Source organism: Chitinimonas taiwanensis DSM 18899, assembly GCF_900119825.1.
Taxonomy (GTDB): domain Bacteria; phylum Pseudomonadota; class Gammaproteobacteria; order Burkholderiales; family Chitinimonadaceae; genus Chitinimonas; species Chitinimonas taiwanensis.
The window spans coordinates 276,555-295,548 of record NZ_FPKR01000005.1 but is presented as its reverse complement, the minus strand read 5'-3'; the positions used below and the strand labels follow the sequence as shown (position 1 = coordinate 295,548).

Genomic DNA, 18,994 nt, shown 5'->3' with positions numbered 1-18,994 from the left:
GTCGCGCTCTTCTTCCGTACGGCGCAACTGGGCGCGCAAGCGCAGGATTTCTGATTTGGCCTCAATCAGGTCTGCTGCTTGTTTCTCGCTATTGTCGGGCGTTACCGCCCGAATCCACTTGTACAGGCTGTGTCCGGAAACGCCAAGTCGAGCCGCAACTTCGGCGACCCCATAGCCGCGCTCGGTCACTTGCTTGACGGCTTCTTCCTTAAATTCGGGTGAATAACGCTGACTGCTCATGGACATCCTCCTATGCTCAAATCATAAGCTGCGGATGTCTACCAGACCCGGGGCAGTCCAATCATAGGCTGCGGATGTCTACCAGACCCGGGGCAGTCCAGTGTTTAAACACGTCACGACGACGCCTAATGCCGGCTGCGGCGTGACGGATGGCGGTTTGTAGCATGTTCGCTGCTCTTAGGCATCCCAAAAGCGGGGGAAAAGCGTCGGCCAGCTTTCGGTCAGCGCCATGCGCCTTTTGGGCGAGTACATCGTAGCCTGTGCCGCTCAGGCAGCACCAAAGCACAGCGCCTGCTCGTTGCTACGGGCAGGCGCTGTGTTTTGGTATGCGGGGCTGGTTAAGGGTATCCAGCCCCGGCGTTTACCTCCTGCTTCAGGCGGCTTTTTCCAGCACCGTGCTTTCTTCGTGGCGGGTGGCCCATTCGATCGGGAGGGGGGTGTCGCCGGTGGCGTAGTGGGCGTTGCCGAGGATGGCGTTGACGATGGTGGCGCCGCGCCAGGCGGCCAGGCTCAGCTGCGGGTCGGCAATGCCGTGGCTGTAGCGGCCACCGTTCTGCACGAAGATGCGCTGGTTGTCCGGGCCGTCCCAGCCTACCGAGAAGTCGCGGCGCAGGATGAAGCGGCCTTCGCTGTCCAAGTCCAGGCGGTCGCGCAGCGGGGCCAGGCATTCGGGCACGCTGGTCAGGTAGCCGGTAGCCAGAATCACCACGTCGGCATCGATGCGTTCGTGTCGGCCATCGAAGCCGTTATGCGCCTGCAGGGTCCAGCCGTTGCCATGGCTGTCCATGCGCTGCACATCGCGCTGCGGCAGGATGCGCAGGCGCGGCGCCTCGCCATCCAGGAAGTTGCCGGTGTACAGGGTCTGGTACAGCGCTTTCAGGGTTTCCGGCGAGATGCCGTCGCTGGCCAGCTTCTGGCGCTCCACGATGGCTGGCTTGCGGGCCATGGGCAGGCGGTGGAAGGCATCCACATAGTGCGGGGTGAAGAACTCGTTGCAGAACGGGGTTTCGTCCAGTGCTTCCAGGGTCTGGCGGCGCGATAGCCAGGTCAGCGAGGCGACCTCGCCGCGCAGGCCGGACAGCAGGTCAAGCACGATCTCGGCGCCGCTTTGCCCGCCGCCGATTACCGCCACGCGCAGGCCGCGCACATCGGGCACCTTGGCCAGGTAGTGGTGGGTGTGCAGGCAGCGCGCCTGCAGATGCGGCTTGGCCCAGTCGGGCACGCGCGGGGTGGTGCCGGTGGCCACGACCAGCTGGCTGGCCTGCATCTCGCCCTGGCTGGTATGTAGGGTAAAGCCGTGTTGGCCGGGCTGTACTTCGTGCACCGCATGGTTCAGACGCAGATTGGGCAGCTTGCGCGCCACCCAGTGCAGGTAGTCGGCAAACTCGCGCCTTTCCACATGGCTGAATTCAGCATTGATGAAGCGGTAGAAACGCCCTTGCGCAACCAGATAGGCCAGGAAGGAATAGGCGCTGGTCGGGTCGGCCGCGGTAACCAGGTCCTTCAGGAAGGAGGTCTGCAGCTTGGCGCCGGGCAGCATCATGCCCGGGTGCCAGTCAAAGCTGCTGCGCTTGTCGAAGAAGGCGCTGCGCAGCTGGCCCAGCGGCGCCAGCAAGGCGGCCACGCTGAGGTTGAAGGGGCCGGCACCAATGCCGGCTACATCGAAATGCGGGTTCATGTCGGGGCTCCTGTCTGGGGCAGGTCAAAACGCAGCGGATTGGCCAGGGTGGGGCCAAGCGCGTGGATGGGGCGGCTGGCGGCATCGCCATAGCCGGCGGCGAAGCGCGCGCGGTTCAGCGACAGGCGCGGCATCTGAGCGGCGAACAGGTCGAGCTGGGCAAAGCGCTCGGCCAGCTGCGGCTGGCTGGTTTGGTAGCGCTGCAGCGTGCCGGCCAGCAGCTGGTAGAAGGCGGTCTCGTCGTACAGGCCGGCCTCGTGCAGCACGCTGGCCATGAAGCGGAATACGCTGCCGAACAGGCCAGTCCACAGGTTATGCAGCAGGTAGTGCGGCGGCATGCTGGGCAGCGCATTCCATACCGCCGGGGCCAGGCCTTCCGGCTGCGCCCAGTCGGCTTCGGCGCGGAACAGATCGCCCTGGTAGTCCTTCAGCAGCACGCCGGCTGGCGCACCGTCGGCCAGGCGCAGCATCAGGTTCTGGCCGTGGGCGATAAAACCGAGCCCATAGCGCGCCTGCAGGTGGTAGAGCGGCACCACGGCCAGCTCGAACAGGCGGCTCAGCCAGTCACGCGCCGATAGGCCCGATTGGCGGATCAGCTCGGCCACCAGCGGGCGGCCGTGGTCGTCCTGCTGCTGCAGCACGGCGGCCATCACCACCTGTTCGCCCGGCCCCAGGCGCGCCTCGCCGCTTTCGCGCCATACCGCGCCCAGCATCTCGTCGAACTGGTAAGGCACCTCGGGCAGGCCGTGGTAGAGCGGATGAGGCACAAAGGCGGCGGCCGGCTCGGCCAGCGCACCGCAGCGGCGCTCGGCCAATAGTGGGTCATCTTCCAGCAGGTCTTGCAGCCAGTCGGACAGCGCCGGGGTAATGGCCAGGTAGCGCGCCGACAGCCCGCGCCAGGCCGAGGTGTTGAGCAGGGTCAGCGGCAGCTTGAGGTTGAGCTGCTTGGGCCGGCTGGTATTGCTGAGCGTGCGCAGCGACTGCTGCGGCGTGTAGTGGTCGCCCGCTTCACCCAGGTGGATTAGCGTGCGGCTGGCCAGCAGGGCGGCAAACTGTGGCGCGATATGCGCCTGCCACTGCCAGGGGTGCACCGGCAGCAGCCAGTACTGGTCGGGCTGGGCGGTTTGCGCGGCCAGCAGAAGCTGCAGGCGCAGGCGCTCGGCCTCGTCGCAGCTGGCGGCCAGCAGGCGCGCGCTATTCCAGCCCGGCGCCGCATGCGTCTCGGCCAGCGAGCGGGCCACGGCCAGCCAGTGCAGGCGGAAGCGCGGGCTGCGTTCCGGCCCGTACAGGCGGTTTTCCGCCACGCCCCAGCCCACGCGGCCCTTGGACGGAATGGCCTTGGGGTGGCCATCGAGCAGGCTTTGCAGCTGGTCGGTGGGCAGGGTCAGCCAATCGGCCGCGCTCAGGCCCTGGCGCGCTTCCAGCAGCTGGCAATCCACGCTCAGCGTGTTCAGGGTTTCGCGCAGGTAGTTGGCCAGGGTATTGGCCGGCAGGGCCAGCGGGCTCAGCAGCTCGCGCAGCACCGTCACCGCATCCTGCGCGGGCTGGTCATCGGCCAGTGTGCGCACGCTGCCGGGGGTGATGCACGGTTGGTCCCAGCGATTGGTCCAGCCTTGCCAGCGATAGCCCTGGCTGCTGGCATCGGCCAGCGGCAGCCGGTATTCGCTGCGACCCTGGGCATCGGGCACGCCGCGCTCGGGGCTGATCACGCCCTCGTAGCTGAGTTCGGACAGCGCTTTTTCCAGCAGGCGCTGGTTGGCGCGCTGCCACAGCACCGGGTCGAGCTGGCTGTAGGCGGCTTTGTTCAGCGGGGCATTCATTGCGCGCTCCCCGGGCCGTATTGCTCGAAGAAGGCCTCGCGCTCCAGCACCACCATGGCGGCGCGCTTGTGCGGGAAGTGGAATTCCTTGAGCTTGGCGAAGCCCTGGCTTTGCAGATAGGCAATGAACTTCAGGTTGTCGACGCGCGGCTCGCCCACCACGCGCTGGGTGCGCGGGTCGTCCAGGAAAAGGTAGTGGCTCATGGTGCGCATCCACACCGCCACCTTGGCCGGGCCGCGGTGGCGGCTATTGCCCACCAGCACATGACAGCCGCGGTCGTAGTCCTGCACGTCGAAGAAGGGTGACAGGCGGTCTTCCTTGGCCCAGTAGGTTTCCAGATAGGCAAAGGCCTCACCGTCGAATTCGGCAATCAGCGGCAGCACCTTCGGGTCGTCCAGCTGGGCCTGCAGATAGGCGGCGTGCGATTCGCGGTCGCCGGCCAGTTCCCAGAAGCGGTGTACGCGGTCCTGGTTCATCCAGTCGTGAAAGGTGTCCAGATCGCGCGCCAGATCGGCCACGCGCAGGGTGATCGTGCTGTCCAGCTCGGGCAGGTAGCGGCGGTAGACCACGCCCTGCGGCTTGGGCGCGCGCAGCGGGTGGCGCTTCTCGCCGGTAAAGGTGTAGCGCAGTGGCAGGCCGGCCGAGCTGGGCGCGGTAAGCCACAGCGCGGGCTGCTGCCAGAAGCTCTGGTAATCGACCAGCAGCTGCCAGCCGGTGGCCTGCGCCTGCATGCGATAGGCCACGCCATGGCGCACGGCAGCCAGCGCGAACTCGCGACTGCAGGCAAGTTCCAGCGTCACTTCACGCAGCGAAGCATTGCGGCAGAACAGCTCGGCCAGCAGCGGCAGTAGCGCATGCGGGTGTGGCTCTAGCGGTAGGGCGCCCTGCAGCAGGCTGTGCGTGGGGCCGAGCGGCGTGTGCTGGAGCTGGGCGATCACCTCTTGCTTGATCAGCAGATCAAAGCCGGTGGCATTGGCTTGGGCATCGGCCGTGTGGCCGTTGGGCAGGGTCAGTGCGAAGTGGGGCATGGCTTGGCCTCGGCAAAGGGATTCGGCAGGGGGACGTAGGAGCGGAAGGAGCCTTCCGGCTGGGTGGTCTCGTTCAGATTGCCGAAGCAAATCATGAAGTTGCCCTTGCTCATCAGCTCGGGCGCGTCGAGCAGGAAGTCGATGAAGTGCGGGTACTTGAGCGGCTCGGCGCGCAGCACCTGCAGGAAGGTGCGCGTGCGCTGGCACAGCGTGGCCGCGTCGATGACCCCATCCATATCCAGCGTGGCGATCAGATTGAGCAGGTTGTTGACGATCAGGTAGTAGCCGAACAGGCGGTTGGTCATCGGCTCATCGAAGCTCAGCTCGCTGGCGGCGGCAATGCCGGGCACATAGGGCGCCAGCGCGCTGATCGTCTCGGCGCGGAAGGTGGTGCCCTGGCAATCGCGGAACCACATGCCGGCCGGATAGCCGCCTTCCAGCGCCAGCACGGTGTTCTGCTGGTGGGCGCTGACCAGAATGCCGTAGTCGGCCTGGGCGATCAGGAAGGGCTTGAGCGCCACCTCGAGGAAGCGCTCGAACCAATCGAGGCAGACCGCCTGCAGCGGGCGCTGTTCGCGCTCGGCCAGGCTGTGCAGCAGCCGGCTGGCCATGCTGGGCGCGCCGTCCACGCCATCCTGGCAGAAGGTGGCCATCACATAGGCGCTGCTGCCGGCCTTGAACGGGTTGTCACGCAGGATCACGAAGCTCTCGGCCAGCGGCTGGCCATCGGGCTGGCGCAGGGCCAGCGCGGCGGTTTCGTGCAGGATGCCCAGGGTAGGGCAGCGGCGCTGGAAGGCCTGGCCGAGCGGGCTGGCAAAGGCGCCGTGAATCAGCCGGCCGCGCGCCACCTCTTCCGGCTGCAGCACGCGCTGCGAGTTGGTCAGCCGCACCGAAAGCGAGAACTTGAGCATGGCCGGTGCCTGCGGCGCATACAGCGTGCGCAGCGAAGAGGTAGGGAACCAGTCGCTACCGGCTTCGCCCAGGTCGACCAGCAGGTTCAGGCGCTGCCAGTGCAGATAGCTGGCCGATTGGCGCAGGCTGCGTGCCTGCCAGGGGTGCACGGGCAGGCAGTGCCAGCCGTGCTCGGCCGGGTAGTCGGCGCGTAGCTGGGCCAGGGCCGGGTCGGAGGCCAGCAGCACTTCCAGCTGGGCGCTGGCCGACATACCGCCCACATCGGTCTGCCACAGTGCTGCATCGCGCACCGCAAACCAGCACAGCGCGGTGCGACCGGCGAATTCCGGGCTGTAGCGCGCCAGATCTTCGTTGGTGAACTCGTCGCGGCTCTTTGGCGTGGGGTGGACGGCATGGCCGTAGACCAGGCCCTGCTCGGCAGCCAGGTAGTCGGCTTGAGGCCAGGCCAGTTGCTGCAAATCTGCCTGGCGCTGCTGCTGGGCGCTGAGCAGATTGCTGGCGCTATCGAGCACGCGGCGCAGGAATAGCCGGCGCGCGTCCTCGCTGCTGCCCGGCGCCAGCGTGGGTTCGCCAGCCAAGAGGGCGACGGCTTGGGCGAAGTCCACTTCGAAGGTCAGCCCCTCAGCCGGGGCGAAGTAGAGGCTGCCTTCGAAGCGATGCCGGCCAGCGCGCGAATAGTGCTGAACCGGCACCAGCAGCGCGCCGGCCGGGCGGCTGAGCGGCAGCTTGAGCATGCCGGCATGGCCGGCGATATCGGCCTGGGCGCTGTGGTACTGCGCGGCGGGCCATTCGCGCCACAGCGCGTTCATGAAAGCGGTCAACGAGGCGAGCTCGCGCCGTATTGGGGGATGGTGCATTTTCCTGGCTCCTGAACTGCATGTTGTTGGCATGTGCTTTTTCAACGTAACAATAATGATTCGCATTTGCAAACTATCGTTTGATTGATAAGATGCGCACCATTCAAAGCCAGTGCAGGAGCCAGATGCATGTCATTCAGCGCGGTCGATATCGCCCCTCGTGCCCCCGAAGCCGCAGCAGCCCTGCGGCCGGACCGGCACACCGCGCTGGCGCTGGCCGCCGCCGCCCTGGTCATGGGCCTGGGGCAGACCACACTGTTCACCTTTCTGCCGCTGTTGATGGCGCACACCGGCCTGAGCCTCGCGCGCATCACCGCCGCTTTTGCGATTGGCTCGGGCCTGTTCCTGATCGGTGCGCCGCTATGGAGCCGCCTGTCCGACTTCCTGGGCCGCCGCAGCGTGGTGGCAATTGCGCTGGGTGGTTTTGCGCTGAGCCATGCGCTGCTGCTGTGGCAGATGGGGCAGGGCGCCGATTGGCAGGGCCAGGGCGCCATGCTGATGTTGGGTCGGGTGATCTATGGCCTGACGGTGTCCGGCCTGGTGCCGACCTGCCAGGCCTGGCTGGCTGATCTGAGCAGCGCCGAGCAGCGCTTGGGCGTGCTGTCGCGCCTGTCCGCCAGCCTGACCCTGGGCCGTCTGCTTGGCCCGGCGCTGGCTGCCTGCAGCCTGTGGCTGGATCCGCTTGGGCCGCTCTGGCTGATGGCGCTGGCCGCCTGGCCGGCCTTGCTGCTGCTGCCTTTCACCCGCCAGGCCGCGCGCCAGGGCAAGGCCGCCGTGCGTGAACGGCTGGGCTGGCAGGGCATGGCCGCCTGGCTGGCGCTGGCCGGCCTGATGCAGCTGGCGCTGGGTCAGGTTCAGTACGCACTGGGCCCACTCTTGGGCAGTCGCTTCGGGCTGAGTGCCAGTGCGGCATCGGCCACGCTGGGCTGGTTGCTGACGGCCTGCGCGCTGGTGGTTCTGGTGCTGCAGCTCTGGCTGGTGCCGCGCTGCCGCGCCGGGCGGCCGCTGCTGCTGGCGGGCGGCCTGGCCTTGCTGGCTTCCGGCGTGCTGCTGGCGCTGCCCGGCCCGCTGAGCCTGATCTGGATCGGCTTCTTATTGCTGGGCGTGGCGGCGGCGCTGCTGGTGCCCACGTACACCACCTTGGCCTCGCTGGCCGTAGGGGGCGCCGGCCAGGCGCGCGTGGCCGGCGTGCTGGCCGCCGCGCATACCGTGGGCTTTTCCCTGGCGGCCGCCCTGGCCGGCTGGCTGTTTGGTCTGTGGCCGGCCGCGCCGTTCTGGCTGGCTGGCCTCGCGGGCCTGGCGGTCATCGTGCTGGCCTGCCTGCTACGGCTGCCTGCGCGCGCCGATTGATGCTGTCTTCTTCTCCAAACCTCACATCGAGTCTTGCTTATGTCTTTACCGCTTGCTTCCCGTCCCCTCAGCATCGCCCTGGCACTGGCCTTTGGCACACTGCCGGCCCTGGCCGCCGAACAGGCGGTGGATACCCTCTTGGTGACCGGTGCGCGCACCCCGACCAAGATCACCGATCTGCCCCGCACCGCTTGGGTGATCACCGGCGAGGAGTTGGCCGAGCAGGTGGGTGCAGGCGTGCCTTTCAAGGAAATCCTGGGGCAGCTGGTGCCTAGCCTGGATGCCGGCCCGCAAGGCCGTACCAACTACGGCCAGAATCTGCGCGGTCGCGGCGTGCAGGTGATGATCGATGGCGTATCGCTGAACAGCTCGCGTGGGGTCAGCCGCCAGTTCGATTCGATCGACCCCTATAACATCGAGCGTATCGAAGTGCTGGCCGGTGCCAGCGCCGTGTATGGCGGTGGCGCCACCGGCGGGGTGGTGAATATCGTCACCAAGCGCGGCCAGAAGGGCGGCGCGCAATTCAATAGCGAAGTCGGCCTGCGCTCGGGCTTCCAGAGTGGCGAAGACCTCGACTGGCGCGCCGCACAGTCGATCTCGGCCGGCAATGACACGGTCAGCGGCCGTCTGGCGGCTGCCTGGCAGGGCACCGGCGCTGCCTACGATGCGCATGGCAAGCAGGTCACGCCCGATATCACCCAGACCGATCTGCAGTACAACCGCTCAGTCGATGTGCTCGGCAATCTGGATTTTCGTCTGGCGGCCGGCCAGCGCCTGAACCTGAGCGCCCAGTACTACGATTCGGGCTTTGATGGCAGCAAGGCGCTCTACCTCGGCCCCAACCTCAGCGGCGCCTTGGCCGGCGGCAACCCGGCCCTGTTGGAAGTGCGCGATGGCTTTCAGTCCGATGTGACGCCGAGCACCCGCCGCGCCACCGGCAGCTTTGACTACTTCCGCCCGCAGGTGATTGGCGGGCAGGACTTCTATCTGCAAGGCTCGGTGCGCACCGAGAAGCTCGACTTCTACCCCTTCCCGGGCACAGCCAGCGGCACCGCGCAGAATGCCAATAACACCACCAGCGCGGTGCGCGTGCCTTACTACAGCACTTCGCGCCAGAACACCCGCGCGCATGCCTTCAAGGCGGTGCTGGCCAAGGACTTTGGCGCGGTGAAGCTCAACTACGGTGTGGACATCGACAATGAGGTGTTCGAAGCCAATCAGGTGCTGTTCAACACCGCCCAGGGCTATGCCAGCGGTGGCCTCGTGCTGCGCCAGACGGCCGAAGTGGGCCGCTATCCCGGCTTCGAGGTGGATGGCCGCTCGCTGTTTGCCGAGGCGGACTGGAAGCTGAGCGAGGCCTGGAGCCTGCGCGCCGGCCTGCGCAATCAGTGGATGGATGTGGCGGTGGGCGACTTCGTGGCCTCCACCCAGCAGGTGATGCTGGCCAATGGGCGTGGCCGTACGGCTGATGCAATCAAGGGTGGCCAGAACGATTACACGGTCAGCCTGTTCAATCTGGGTACGGTATGGCGTGTCAGCGATGCAAGCCAAGCTTGGCTCAATTACTCGGAAGGCTTTGAGCTGCCCGACCCGGCTAAGTACTACGGCCAGGGTAGCTACCGCCTGGTGGGCGGCAATACCGGTCACTGGACGCTGCTGAATGGCATCAGCGTGGCCAGCCAGCCGCTGGCCGGCATCAAGACCCGCCAGGTGGAAAGCGGCTGGCGCAGCCGCAGCGGCGGCCTGAGCGGCCAGGCTGCAGCCTTCTACAGTTGGTCGGACAAGGCGATCCAGTATGTGTCGTCCACCCTGGCCATCAATGTGATCGAACAGGATGTGCGCAACTACGGTCTGGAAGGCGAGCTGAGCTACCGTTTTGCGGATGACTGGCAGCTGGGAGGTAATCTGCTCGCTATCAAGTCGGAGAACAAGGTGGCCGGCGAGTGGAAGAAACAGACCGTGACCAGCGCCAGCCCGTCCAAGCTGACTGCCTACGGCAGCTGGCAGAACGGTGCGCTAAGCCTGCGCCTGCAGGCGGTGCGCAGCTTTGCGCTCAGCGATAGCGATGGCAAGCGCCTCGACGACTACACAGTGGCGGATCTGCTCGGCAGCTATGCGCTCACCCGCGGCAAACTCAGCTTCGGCGTACAGAACCTGTTCGACCGCCAGTACGACACCATCTGGGGCCAGCGCGCCAAGCTGTTCTACAGCAGCCTGGTGGCGCCGGCCACAGTGGACTTCAAGGGCCGTGGCCGTACCGTGGGCCTGGCCTATAGCGTCGACTACTAAGCCTTACTTGCTTTAGCCAGAAAAAAGCCGCTGCCTTCATCGGGCCGCGGCTTTTTCATGTGCAGTCAGTGCACTTAGCTGCCCACGCCCAGCAAGGCCAGCACGCCCAGGATGGCGAAGATGGCCGCGGCGATGCGGTGCACAAGCGCCACCGGCAATGCCTTGGCGGCCTTGTCACCTATCCAGACCACCGGGGCATTGGCCAGCATCATGCCCAGCGTGGTGCCGGCAATCACCCACCAGTAATCGGTGAATTTGGCAGCCAGCGCCACGGTGGCGATCTGGGTCTTGTCGCCCATCTCAGCCAGGAAGAAGGCGAGCAGGGTGGCGCCGAACACGCCAAAGCGTTCGCTGAAGCGCGCGTCGTCCTCATCCAGCTTGTCCGGGATCAGCATCCAGCCGGCCATGGCGATAAACGAGATGCCGAGTATCCAGCGCATCACATCGGGTCCGATCAGCGCCATCAGCCAGCTGCCCACGGCGCCAGCCAACGCATGGTTGACCACGGTAGCGGCCAGGATGCCAAGCACGATGGGAATCGGCTTACGGAACTTGGCCGCCAGCAGCAAGGCCAGCAGCTGGGTCTTGTCGCCGATTTCCGCCAGGGCAACCACACCGGTCGAGACGAGGAATGCTTCCATGATGATTTTTCTCGGGGGCCGGCAGAAAACGCATAGACGCAGTCCGCCGCGGCCCCTTGCCGGTCGGATGCGTCCATGGTCTTGCCAGGCGAAGTCGGGCGACTTCGTTGCAGGCGCCATGGTCAGGTGGACCAAGTATGTTGACGCTTGCTTCCGCCGGGGTGGCGGAACGGCTACTCCCCAAAGACGGCGCGCAGTCTACCTACACGCCGCCGTATTGTCATTCGCTAATTTGCAAATAGCGTGGCACTAATGACGTAGTCAGTGCGATGGGCTGGCCGCGCCGCTGGCCGGCTTGGGCAGCACCAGGTTCAGCACGATGGCCAGCACGCCGCACAGGCTCACGCCCGACAGACCAAAGCTATCGCTGAACTGCACCGACATGCCGCCGATGCCGGTTACCAGCACCACCGAGATGATGCACAGATTGCGCGGATTGCTCAGATCGACCCGGCCGTCCATCACCGTCTTCAGGCCGATGCTGGCGATGGAGCCGAACAACAGCAGCATGATGCCGCCCATGACCGGCAGCGGAATCGTATTCAGCAGCGCGCCAAACTTGGCCACGAAGGCGAGCAGGATGGCAAAGCAGGCCGCCCAGGTCATCACCGCCGGGTTGAAGTTGCGCGTCAGCATGACCGCGCCCGTCACTTCGCCATAGGTGGTGACGGGCGGGCCACCGAACAGACCCACCACATTCACGGCCAGACCGTCACCCAGCAGGGTGCGATGCAGGCCGGGGCTGGTGGTGTAGTCCTTGCCGGTGACCGAGCCGATGGCCAGGATGCCGCCCACATGCTCGACGATGGGCGCAATGGCGACCGGAATCATGAACAGGATGGCGGCCAGATTGAATTCCGGTGTGCCGAACTGGGGCAGGGCGAACCAGGGCGCATCGAGCACTGGCTGGAAGTTCAGCACCCCCATGAAGATGGCCGCGATATAACCAGCGGCCACGCCGGCCAGAATCGGCACCAGCTTCATGATGCCGCGCGCCTTGATCGCCACCAGCATGGTGGTGACCAGCGCAATCGCGGCCAGGATGATGGCGGTTTTGTAAGGCATGATCTGATTGCTGCCCGCCTTGCCCGAAGCCATGCCGACCGCGACCTGCGCCAGGCCCAAACCGATCACCATCACCACCGGGCCGATGACCACGGGCGGCAGGATCTTGTGGATGAAGTCCACGCCGCGCCATTTCACCAAGGCGGCGGCCACGTAGTAGAAGAAGGACGCTGCGGCCAGCGCACCCATGGTGGCCGGCATGCCCCAGGTCTGCACCGAGTAGATGATGGGGGCGATAAAGGCGAAGCTCGAACCCAGATAGATGGGCACGTCACGCTTGGTCAGCAGCTGGAAGATCAGCGTACCCACGCCGGCGCCCAGCAGGGCGAGGCTAGGATTCAGCCCAGTGAGCAAGGGCACCAGCACCGTGGCGCCAAAGGCCACGAACAGGATCTGCGCCCCGCCGATGGCCGTTTTCAATGTGTCGTTCATGAATTCCCCTTGTTGTAGATAGTTGCCGATCAGTCGCCGTCCAGCCAACGCCGCTTCAGGCTGCGCAGCCGGCCGCCCAGCGTTCTGCCCTCGCGCCAGCGCTTGTGGCGCTGCCAGCGCGCGAGTTGGCGCAGCACAGCCTGGCGCAGTGGGCGCCAGGCCGGACCCTGCAGCTGGGCCAGCATTTCCTCGACCATGGCGGCCGAGCTGTCCGAGCCGAGGTCGGTCTGATCGATCAGGCCGGCATCTAATACCACATCGGAGAAATAAGCGGCGGGATCTATGCCATGCAGGCGCAAGCCAAGCTGGGTACGCACGCATTTTTCGCAACGTCCGCAGTTCGGCCGCCCCTCGTCGCTGAAGAAACACACGCGCAGTGCCGCCAGGGCGAGCGGGTAATGGGCGATCAGGCCCAGGCGCTGGAAGCGGCTGACTTCCAGATAGGGCATCAGCACCGGCATATCCGCGCTATTGCTGTAGACGGCCAGGGTGGGATGGGTGCCGAAGGGTGCTTGGATCGGTGCGGACAGCGGCTCGCCTGGCGTGGCCAGCAGGGCGCGCGCGAAATGCTGGCCCATCAGCTGGGCCACGGCGGCCAGGGCAAAGCCGACGAAGCTATGCCCCCAAAAGCCGGGCCGGTCGTCCAGGTGGCGCAGATTGGTACTGAGCGGCAGCAGCTGCAAGCCGCGGCTGTCGAGCAGTGGCTGGGCACGCTGGCAGAAGGCCGCAAAGGTAGCGCTGCCATCCTGGCCCACGCGTCCGCCAATATCGAAGCCCTGCACGCTCAAGACATGGCGCAGTTGCTGCGGCTGTGGGGCAGCCAGCGTCGCGCTATGGGCAAGCAGCAGATGGGTGGAATCGACCCCGCCCGAATAGAAGGCAAAACTGGCATCGGCGGGTGGATGGCGCGCAGCGCGCGCGCCGTTGCCCTCAAGGCGCGGATTGTGCGGGCTGGCAAAGTCCTGCGGGAACCACTGGCGCAGGATGGCCAAGGCAGTGGGCAGGTTCTGCAGCAGCTGCGGGCAGAGCGCGCCTTCTACGCGCAGACGCTGCTCGCCGGCGGCAAAGGCGGGCGCCAGCGCTGCCAGCAGGAAGGCATCAGCACAAGGGTCGAGTGTCAGGCCGGTGTAGACCGGCAGGCTGAAACGGATCTCGCTGCTTGGGCGCGCGCAGTCCTCCCAATCCACGCTGCAGCGCAGCACTTGTGTATCGCCCTCGCGAAAGCGGTCGATCTGGTGCAGGCGCATGCCTAGCTCCGCTTGCCGGTGCTTTGCCAGCGCTGGCGCAAAGCACGCCAGCGTCCGCCCAGGGTCTGGCCCTGCAGCCAGCGCTGCTGCTTGGTCCAACGCGCCAGCAGGGCCTCGATCTCATTGCGCCAGGGTTGCCAGTTCACGCCTTGCATATTGCTCAGCAGCTCGGCATACATGGCGGCCACGGCGGGATGGTCTATGGCGATGTCGCGCAGCGAACGCGGCTCGAGTCGCAGACCGGCAAACAGCGGCGCCGGGTCCTGCCCGAGTAGCTGCAGGGTGAGCGCGGTGCGCACGCATTTTTCGCAGCGGCCGCAGTTGTAGTGCGCGCTGCTGCTGAAATAGCACACGCGCAGCGCGGCCAATGCCAGCGGCTCGGCCACGATGCTGCGCAGCCTGTCCAGCCGGCCCAGCTGCAGATGGGGCACATGCAGGCCGACGCGCTCACTGCCCAGCGCATACAGCAGATAGGGGTGCAGACTGTCCGGCGACTGCACGAGCGGACCGATGGGTTCGCCGCTGGATGCGATCTCGACCTGGCCAAGGCCCTGGGCCAGGCTGTGTGCGACGGCGGCCAGGGCAAAGCCGGCGAAGCAGTCGCCCCAGAAGCCCGAGCGCGCATCGAGATGGCGCAGATTGGTGTGGATATGCAGGGCCTGCACGCCAAGCTTGGCCAGTAGCGGTGCGCTGCGCCGGCACAGCTCGGTAAACAAGGCCGGATCAGCCGCGCCGGGCTGCCCGCCGATATCGAAGCCATTGACCAGCAGTGCGTAGTCACCCGGCTGAGCATTGCACAACAGCAGGTGCAGCGAATCGACTCCGCCGGACAGAAAGCGTGCGCGTGGCGCCGCCCGCTGGTTGGCATCGCTGCGCTGGGGAATCTGCAGCAAGGGCAGGGCCTGGCTGCCCAGATAGCGCGGGTTCCAGTACTGACTGAGGCGCAAGAGGCCGGGCAGAATGATCAGCAGTAGCGGGCTGCAGGCGGCCGGGCTGTGTATGCGTTGTTCGCCAGCGGCCAGGGCCGGGATCGCGCAAGCCAGCAGCAGTGCATCGGCCGCGCACAGGCCGACGGGCCAGGGGCCGTTCAGTTGCAGATACAGCTCAAAGGGCGTGTTGGCGGCCTGCTCCCAGACAAGTTGAGCGCGCAGGCGCTGGCCATCGGGAAGGGGCTCGCTGTGGATGGCTTCGATGCGCATGCCGGGCTCTTGAACAGTCAGCGCTCGAGCGCCTCAAGCAGGCGGGCGAACCAGGCGCGGTGCCGCTCGGCCAGTTGCTGTCCCTGAGCCTGCAAGCTGTTTGTTGGGCGAATGGCCAGGTTCTGCAGCTGCAGGTAGAGCAGATCGGCCTCGATCTGCCGGTCGTCTACTGCCCAGCTGGCCTCGCCAAAGGCGGCGAACAGGCCGTGCAGCTTGTCGCGGTAATAGCGCTTGTGCCACAGGCCAAGCACCGGCACGCCGGCGGCCAGCGCAAACACGCAGAAGTGGTAGGCCATGCCGATGCCGGCCTGGCAGCGTGCCAGCTCAGCGCGCAGCACGCGCGGGTCGGCGTGCTGAACCAGGCGCGCGCGCGGCCAGTCGCGCGTGGCGAGCCAGTGCTGGTAGATGGCTGCCTCGTAGGCGGGGCGCTCGTGGAACTGGAAGAGCACGATCTGCCAGCTGTCCGCGGCAAAGCGGTCGAGCAGCGCCTCCAGAATGGCCTGTACGCGTTGGGTTTCCGCCTGGTAGGGCGAGACGCGCCAGTGCACGGCCAGGCAGCGTGGCTCGGCGGGGCTGGCCGGGGCCGGCGGCAGGGTCAGTGCATCGTCGCAGACTGTCTCGGCCTGCTGGGTGGGGATGCCTAGCTCGGCAAGCAGGCGCAGGCCCTGACCGGCATCGCGCAGGCCGATCAGGCGTGCGCGCCCCAGCACCTGGCGCAGCAGCCAGTGGGTGATCGGGCGATGAAAGGGGCCAAGGCCCTGGCCGCTCAGTGCAATCGGCTTGCCCAGCCAGGCAGCGAACAGGGCGGTGGTCAGCAGGGCACGGCATTCGCGCACGCCCTGGTCGGTCAGGTAGCCGCCGCCGACCAGATAAATCGCATCGGCGGCCAGCACGCTGCGTACGAAATCGGCTTCCATAAAGCGCCAGTGCGGTCGCAGGCGCAGCGGGTGGGCGAGCAGTAGCCAGAGCAGCAGGGCGGCGGTGGAGACAATATCCAGCCACCACTGCGCGGCCTGTGCCAGACGGCGCGGCAGGTGTAGGGCGCTTAGCAACGGTGCCCAGCGCCCCAGGCAGTCGATCAGGAAGGTAACGGGGGTGAGCTGAAACTCATCGACCAGGAGGCGTGGCGTGTTGGCGCTGACCTGCAGCACCCAATCGGGTCGGGCGGCGCGCAGCTGGCGCACCATATTGCACAGCATGGCGCGGTCGCCCAGGTTCTTGCCCACGCCGGTATTCAGAATCAGCAAGGTGCGCATGCTAGACCGTCTCCGGCTGGGCGCTGGCATGGCCAGAGCCTGGGCTGAGGAAGAAACGAAACCTGCCTCTATCTATAGCTGCTTGCCGTCCCGCTTGCGCCATTTGCCCAGCAGCTTACCCAGCTCGGCGCGCAGTGGATGGCGACCCAGATAGAGGCAGGCCAGCCAGCCCAGCGTGGCCACGCAGCCCAGGGCGAGCAGTTCAAGCACCGCAGGGCCACTAGCGGGTAGCAGCATAACCAGTAGGGTTGGGCCAAGGGCGGCGCCCAGCGTGGGCAATAGGGCGCTGTGCAGCACCCGTGCCAGATCGGTCCAGCGCACGGCGATGATGGTGTAGAGCGCGCGCTGGCGCAGCACGGTCATCAGCACGCTGCTAAGCACAAAGGCCCAAGCCACGGCGGCCAGGCTGTGCAGGGCGGCCGGAATGACCAGGCCGAACTTGATCAGCAGGCCCCAGCTGTCGATCTGCATCTGGGTACGCACCTGGCCCTTGGCGGTGAATACCTGATTGCTCAGGTAGTTGAGCGAGTCACAGGCAGCGGCGAGGCAGAGCACTTGCAGGATGGGAATCGCGCTTAACCACTGCTGGCCGAACAGGGTGCGGATGACCGGATCGGCGCTGATGGCCAGCACCGCGAAGAAGGGCAGCGCCACACCGCCCAGCAGCGTGGTGGCCTGTACGAAGGCCGGACGCAGGTCTTCGCCACGCCGGTTCTGTTCGGCGAAATAGGGCAGGCTCACCTGCTGGATGGCGCGCGCCATCACCTGGCTGAACAGGCCGGCGGTGCCAAAGGCGCGGTTGAAGTAGGCGACGGCCGACATGCTCATCAAGCGACCGAGTACCAGATCGGCTGCCGAGTAGCTGATGAAGTTGAGCAGGGAGGAGACGGACAGATAGCTGCAGAAGCCCCAGATGCGCCGCCATTCGCGCAGTGCCGGCGCCCAGGGCAGATTGGCCGGGCGGCATAGTACGACGCCCAGCACGCTGGTCAGCGTGCCGACCAGTGAGGCCCAGGCCAGGCTCATGAAACTGAAACCGAGGCTGGCCAGCACCACGGCGGTGATGGCGGCCATCAGCGTGGAGCTGGTGTCGATCAGCGCCAGGGCCTTGAAGCGCAGCTGGCGGCGCATCAGGCTCATGCTGGTGGCGCCGAAGGGCACCAGGAAGAAGTTGAGGCCAAGCAGCAGCAGGACTGGGCTTAGGCCCGGTTCGCGATAGAACTGGGCGGCTGGCCCGGCCAGGGCCATCACCAGCACGCCACCGCAGCTGGACACCAGCAGCGAGACGCCGAAGGCCGAGCGCAGGCGCAGCTCGGTCAGCTCGGTCTCCTGCACGATATAGCTGCCCAGGCCCATTTCACGCAGGGTGCGTAACAGCCCGGTGATCACATAGGCGACCGAGAACACGCCGATTTCGGCCGGCGTGAGCAGGCGCGCCAGGATCATCGAATTGACGAAGGTGATCGCCATCACCGCATTCGATGAGGCGAAGGCGATCAGGAAGGCGCTGCGTATCCCGCTCAATCACCGCTCCTGCGCCAGGCTGGGCTGGCGGTTGTGCTGCGTGTGCCGCCGGCCGGGCGCCGCCGTGCCGAGCCGGCGCTGAAGGTATCAGCCGTGCTTGGTGCCGAAGATCTTGTCGCCTGCGTCGCCCAGGCCCGGAATGATGTAGCCATGCTCGTTCAGATGGCTGTCGATGGCGGCAGTATAGATATCCACGTCCGGATGCTTTTCCTGCATCAGCTGGATGCCTTCGGGCGCCGCCACCAGGACCAGGGCCTTGATATGGGTGCAGCCATTGCGCTTAAGCATATCGACGGTGGCGACCATGGAGCCGCCGGTGGCCAGCATCGGGTCGATGATCAGTGCGGTACGCTCGGCCAAGTCGCCGACGAACTTCTCGAAATAGGGCACCGGCTGCAGGGTTTCCTCGTTGCGGGCGAGGCCCACCACGCTGATCTTGGCATTCGGCATCATGTCCAGCACGCCATCGAGCATGCCGATGCCGGCGCGCAGAATCGGCACCACGGTGACCTTCTTGCCCTTGATGCGCTCGACCTCGACCGGGCCACACCAGCCATTGATGGTGACTTTTTCCAGGGGGAAGTCCTGGCAGGCCTCGTAGGCGAGCAGGCGGCCGATTTCGGCTGTCAGTTCGCGGAATTTCTTGGTACTCATATCGGCTTCGCGAGCCAGGCCAATCTTGTGGCGGACCAGGGGGTGGCGAATCTCGTGGATGGCCATAGCGGGTTTCCTTTCAGGCTTGTTTGGCGCGAAGGTTAGAGCAAGCGGATGCTTCGCGCACGCCCCCATCCGCTATGCTGTTTGCAAGCCCTTGAAATTACGCGCTTTCATCGGTACCCTTCGCGCCTTTTTAGCGCACCGCAGTCGGGAGAACAGCATGAATCGGGATGAAATCGTCAATGTGATGCGCGAGGCCGACTGCCTGCACAGCGATGCGGAAGTGAGTGCCGCGCTGGACCGCATGGCCGCCGCGATCACCGAGCGCCTGCATGACAAGAACCCGCTCGTCTATGTGGTGCTCAATGGCGGCATCATCGCAGCCGGCCAGTTGCTGCCGCGTCTGAAGTTCCCGCTCGAAGTCGCCTATCTGCACGCAACCCGTTATGGCGACAAGACCCAGGGCGGTGGCCTGGTGTGGAAGGTCAAGCCGACCCAGGACATGCACGAGCGCACCGTGCTGATCATCGATGACATCCTGGATGAGGGGAATACCCTGGCCGCCATCCTCGACTACTGCCGCGAGATGGGCGCCGCCGAGGCGCTGACCGCCGTCGTGGTGAACAAGCTGCACGACCGCAAGGCCTTCCCTGGCCTGAAGGGCGACTTCGTGGGTCTGGACGTGGAAGACCGCTTCCTGTTCGGCTGCGGCATGGACTACAAGGGCTTCTGGCGCAATACCCTGGGCATCTACGCGGTCAAGGGCCTGTAAACCCGATCTGACCAGCAAAAACGGGCG

Annotated in this window: 15 protein-coding genes and 1 riboswitch; of the genes, 3 read left to right on the top strand and 12 right to left on the bottom strand. The window is 66.0% G+C overall.

What is annotated here, in order from left to right:
• The 5 genes from BT173_RS08250 to BT173_RS08230 form a co-directional block, all read right to left on the bottom strand.
• Positions 1 to 240 (bottom strand): transposase (locus BT173_RS08250; protein ID WP_072428179.1); only part of this gene is annotated, 240 nt, incomplete at its 3' end.
• Positions 241 to 613: 373 nt separating this feature from the next.
• On the bottom strand, positions 614 to 1,918 hold the full coding sequence (locus tag BT173_RS08245; protein WP_072428154.1) for a lysine N(6)-hydroxylase/L-ornithine N(5)-oxygenase family protein: 1,305 nt from the start codon (positions 1,916 to 1,918) through the stop codon (positions 614 to 616).
• On the bottom strand, positions 1,915 to 3,738 hold the full coding sequence (locus BT173_RS08240) for an IucA/IucC family protein (protein WP_072428153.1): 1,824 nt from the start codon (positions 3,736 to 3,738) through the stop codon (positions 1,915 to 1,917). Before BT173_RS08240 ends, BT173_RS08245 begins: the two co-directional genes overlap by 4 nt.
• On the bottom strand, positions 3,735 to 4,766 hold the full coding sequence (locus tag BT173_RS08235; protein WP_084658342.1) for a GNAT family N-acetyltransferase: 1,032 nt from the start codon (positions 4,764 to 4,766) through the stop codon (positions 3,735 to 3,737). Before BT173_RS08235 ends, BT173_RS08240 begins: the two co-directional genes overlap by 4 nt.
• Positions 4,748 to 6,535 (bottom strand): IucA/IucC family protein, encoded by a 1,788-nt coding sequence (locus BT173_RS08230; protein ID WP_072428152.1) that lies wholly within the window; start codon positions 6,533 to 6,535, stop codon positions 4,748 to 4,750. The genes BT173_RS08235 and BT173_RS08230 overlap by 19 nt, the downstream gene beginning before the upstream one ends.
• A gap of 129 nt (positions 6,536 to 6,664) precedes the next feature.
• Between BT173_RS08230 and BT173_RS08225 the strand changes: the two genes are divergently transcribed.
• Positions 6,665 to 7,885 (top strand): MFS transporter, encoded by a 1,221-nt coding sequence (locus BT173_RS08225; RefSeq protein WP_072428151.1) that lies wholly within the window; start codon positions 6,665 to 6,667, stop codon positions 7,883 to 7,885.
• Positions 7,886 to 7,924: 39 nt separating this feature from the next.
• The gene (locus BT173_RS08220) at positions 7,925 to 10,174 is read left to right on the top strand and encodes a TonB-dependent receptor (protein WP_072428150.1); all 2,250 of its coding nucleotides are present in this window, start codon (positions 7,925 to 7,927) and stop codon (positions 10,172 to 10,174) included.
• Positions 10,175 to 10,248: 74 nt separating this feature from the next.
• On the opposite strand, the gene BT173_RS08215 is transcribed toward BT173_RS08220, so the two are convergent.
• The 7 genes from BT173_RS08215 to upp all read right to left on the bottom strand — a co-directional run bounded on the left by BT173_RS08215 (position 10,249) and on the right by upp (position 18,258).
• Positions 10,249 to 10,815: a TMEM165/GDT1 family protein gene (locus BT173_RS08215; RefSeq protein ID WP_072428149.1), complete on the bottom strand. Its 567-nt coding sequence runs from the start codon at positions 10,813 to 10,815 to the stop codon at positions 10,249 to 10,251.
• A 13-nt stretch (positions 10,816 to 10,828) separates the two neighbouring features.
• Positions 10,829 to 11,009: riboswitch (yybP-ykoY riboswitch) on the bottom strand.
• 67 nt (positions 11,010 to 11,076) lie between these two features.
• Complete coding sequence (locus BT173_RS08210) at positions 11,077 to 12,312, bottom strand: uracil-xanthine permease family protein (RefSeq protein ID WP_072428148.1); 1,236 nt, start codon at positions 12,310 to 12,312, stop codon at positions 11,077 to 11,079.
• 29 nt (positions 12,313 to 12,341) lie between these two features.
• Entirely contained in the window at positions 12,342 to 13,559 is a 1,218-nt protein-coding gene (locus BT173_RS08205) for a hypothetical protein (RefSeq protein ID WP_072428147.1), read from the bottom strand.
• Between the two features lie 2 nt (positions 13,560 to 13,561).
• Positions 13,562 to 14,758, bottom strand: a complete 1,197-nt coding sequence (locus BT173_RS08200) for a hypothetical protein (protein ID WP_072428146.1) — start codon at positions 14,756 to 14,758, stop codon at positions 13,562 to 13,564.
• A 17-nt stretch (positions 14,759 to 14,775) separates the two neighbouring features.
• Positions 14,776 to 16,014, bottom strand: a complete 1,239-nt coding sequence (locus tag BT173_RS08195; RefSeq protein ID WP_072428145.1) for a polysaccharide pyruvyl transferase family protein — start codon at positions 16,012 to 16,014, stop codon at positions 14,776 to 14,778.
• A 72-nt stretch (positions 16,015 to 16,086) separates the two neighbouring features.
• Entirely contained in the window at positions 16,087 to 17,538 is a 1,452-nt protein-coding gene (locus tag BT173_RS08190; protein WP_072428144.1) for a lipopolysaccharide biosynthesis protein, read from the bottom strand.
• Positions 17,539 to 17,625: 87 nt separating this feature from the next.
• Complete coding sequence (upp, locus tag BT173_RS08185) at positions 17,626 to 18,258, bottom strand: uracil phosphoribosyltransferase (protein WP_072428143.1); 633 nt, start codon at positions 18,256 to 18,258, stop codon at positions 17,626 to 17,628.
• A 157-nt stretch (positions 18,259 to 18,415) separates the two neighbouring features.
• Here upp and BT173_RS08180 point away from each other — a divergent pair, with 157 nt between their 5' ends.
• Positions 18,416 to 18,967, top strand: coding sequence for a hypoxanthine-guanine phosphoribosyltransferase (locus BT173_RS08180; RefSeq protein WP_072428142.1), 552 nt, complete (start codon positions 18,416 to 18,418; stop codon positions 18,965 to 18,967).
• Positions 18,968 to 18,994 lie beyond the last annotated feature (27 nt).